This window comes from Lactobacillus nasalidis, from assembly GCF_016587775.1.
Lineage (GTDB): Bacteria > Bacillota > Bacilli > Lactobacillales > Lactobacillaceae > Lactobacillus > Lactobacillus nasalidis.
The window spans coordinates 1-2,101 of sequence record NZ_BOCG01000329.1; the positions used below are offsets into that span (position 1 = coordinate 1).

4 protein-coding genes are annotated in these 2,101 nt (G+C 49.7%); 3 read left to right on the forward strand and 1 reads right to left on the reverse strand.

Annotated elements, in window-relative coordinates; genetic code table 11:
* A partial coding sequence (locus lacNas_RS06270) for a hypothetical protein (RefSeq protein ID WP_201346697.1) occupies nucleotides 1–180 on the reverse strand: 180 nt, incomplete at its 3' end.
* Between the two features lie 164 nt (nucleotides 181–344).
* Here lacNas_RS06270 and lacNas_RS06275 point away from each other — a divergent pair.
* The 3 genes from lacNas_RS06275 to lacNas_RS06285 all read left to right on the forward strand — a co-directional run.
* Complete coding sequence (locus lacNas_RS06275) at nucleotides 345–908, forward strand: TIGR01440 family protein (RefSeq protein WP_201332014.1); 564 nt, start codon at nucleotides 345–347, stop codon at nucleotides 906–908.
* Nucleotides 909–1,043: 135 nt separating this feature from the next.
* Nucleotides 1,044–1,757 (forward strand): GntR family transcriptional regulator, encoded by a 714-nt coding sequence (locus tag lacNas_RS06280; protein ID WP_201332013.1) that lies wholly within the window; start codon nucleotides 1,044–1,046, stop codon nucleotides 1,755–1,757.
* A gap of 185 nt (nucleotides 1,758–1,942) precedes the next feature.
* Nucleotides 1,943–2,101: PTS sugar transporter subunit IIB (locus tag lacNas_RS06285; RefSeq protein WP_373868164.1), on the forward strand; the 159-nt coding region annotated here is incomplete at its 3' end.

Consider the following 2,101-nt stretch of genomic DNA (forward strand, 5'->3'; position numbering starts at 1 on the left):
CTTGCTCAGCAGGGCCGGCAGGATGACCAGCAGCAGGCCGGCCCCGATTTCCAGCACTAGGAGCCGGCTGCTGGTCTGCTTTTGAACCAGCAGCTGCCAGCAGGCGCTGATCAGGGAGACGGCCAGGGAGAGAACGATGAAAACAAAAGAAAATTTGAGTGCAAGGCTTTGCTTGTGCATCCAAATCAACACCTTCCTAAAAAAATGAACAGCAAACAGAGCGCTTTTGCTTACAATTCTAGCAGATTTGTTGCGAATTTAAATAGGCCGCAGCAGCTCAGCTGCTCATAAAATAGAATCTGCGTTAAAATAGAGGAAAAGCAGCTGCAGATTGGAGGAAAAAGATGGATTTATCAGCAGTTAAGGCTCAAGCCAAGCAGGCAGTCAGTGAAATCGTTGAAGCTTCCGGCATCAAGGCCGGTCAAATCTTCGTTGTCGGCTGCTCCTCCAGCGAGGTCTTGGGTGAAACAATCGGTACCAACACCAGCACTGACGTGGCGCAGGCCCTTTACCAGGGGATCAATGAGGTTCTGGAGGCCAAGGGCATTTACCTGGCCGCCCAGTGCTGCGAGCACTTGAACCGGGCCCTGGTGGTCAGCCGGGAAGCCATGGAAAAGTATGATTTTGAACAAGTCAACGCCATTCCCCAGCCCAACCATGCCGGCGGCGCCTTCGCGACGGTCGCTTACCAGGAAATGCCGGACGCGGTATTGGTCGAGGATATTCAAGCCCGCGGCGAGGCGGGAATCGACATTGGCGGCACTTTGATCGGGATGCACCTGCATCCGGTAGTGGTGCCGCTCAGGATCTCCCTGGACAAGATCGGCGAGGCCAGAATCATTTGTGCCCGCCGGCGGCCAAAATATGTTGGCGGCCAGCGCGCGATTTACGACGAATCGTTGATGTAGCGGGCCTGTTTAAGTTTCTTTAAAACAATTGGTATTCTGCTATCAAAACTTAACTTTTAATAGCGAAAGTTTGCGAATGTTGATAAAATTAAATTACATTGTGATTGAACAATTAAGAAGTCAAGGTGGTAAGTCATGAAGAAGTATCAACTAATCGCAAACACGATCAAGCAGCGGATCAAGGACGGCGTCTATCCGCAGCAAAGCTTCCTGCCAAAGCAGGAAGAACTGGCTGAAGAATTTTCGGTTAGCAAGATTACCATCAAGAGCGCGCTGGACCAGCTGGAAAGAGAGGGCTTTGTCTACAAGGAGTCGGGCCTGGGGACGATGGTGCTGTCGAACCTGTCCCTGCTCGGAAAGAATGACTCCCCGGTCAACTCTTTTACCGGCTTGTCTGCTGAAAACGACCATGACCAGGTGACGAGCAAGGTCCTAAAGTTTGAGGTTGCCTTTCCGTCAACCGACCTGCGCGAGAAATTGAATCTGGAAGAAAACGATCCAGTATACGAGATCGTCCGCCTGCGTCTGGTGAACAATGAGCCGCTGGTGATCGAGCATACTTTTATGCCGGTCAGCCAGGTGCCGGCCCTGTCAAAGAAGATTCTGGAAGGCTCGATCTACAGTTACCTGCACAAGAAGCTCCACATCAAGTTTGGCGGCGGCTTCCGCCGGATCAAGGCGGATCTGCCCGATGAGTACGACCTCAAGTACCTGGGGGCCAGCGAAAACACGCCGATCCTGGAAATCGAGCAGATCGTCTGGACCAATTCCGGGGTCAACATCGAGTACTCGCGTTCAAGGAACCTGTTCAACAAGCGTTCTTACATTATGGTTGAAACCAGCCACTAACAAGTACATGAACCAGATGGATTTTCCATCTGGTTTTTCTTTGCCTCATTTTTTCTAAAAAACTTTTTTGTCAAAAAATAAAACATATTTTTTATTTTAACTAGACATAACCAGCTTAGGGTAATATAATATCTTTGTAAGCGATAACAAAGGCGCAAAGCCCAAAATTTTAGGAGGTAATTGTGATGGCTGAAAAGACGGTTATGCTTTGCTGCTCAGCAGGGATGAGCACCAGTATTTTGGTAAAGAAGATGCAGGACGCTGCTAAGAAGGACGGACTGGACTACGAGATTTTTGCCTGTCCAGCAGCTGAAGCTGACTCCAACCTGGAAAACAAGGAAATC

Excerpts from the sequence above, each read along its gene's own strand:
- lacNas_RS06275 (WP_201332014.1), top strand. The coding sequence starts at position 345 with ATGGATTTATCAGCAGTTAAGGCTCAAGCCAAGCAGGCAGTCAGTGAA.
- lacNas_RS06280 (WP_201332013.1), top strand. The coding sequence starts at position 1,044 with ATGAAGAAGTATCAACTAATCGCAAACACGATCAAGCAGCGGATCAAG.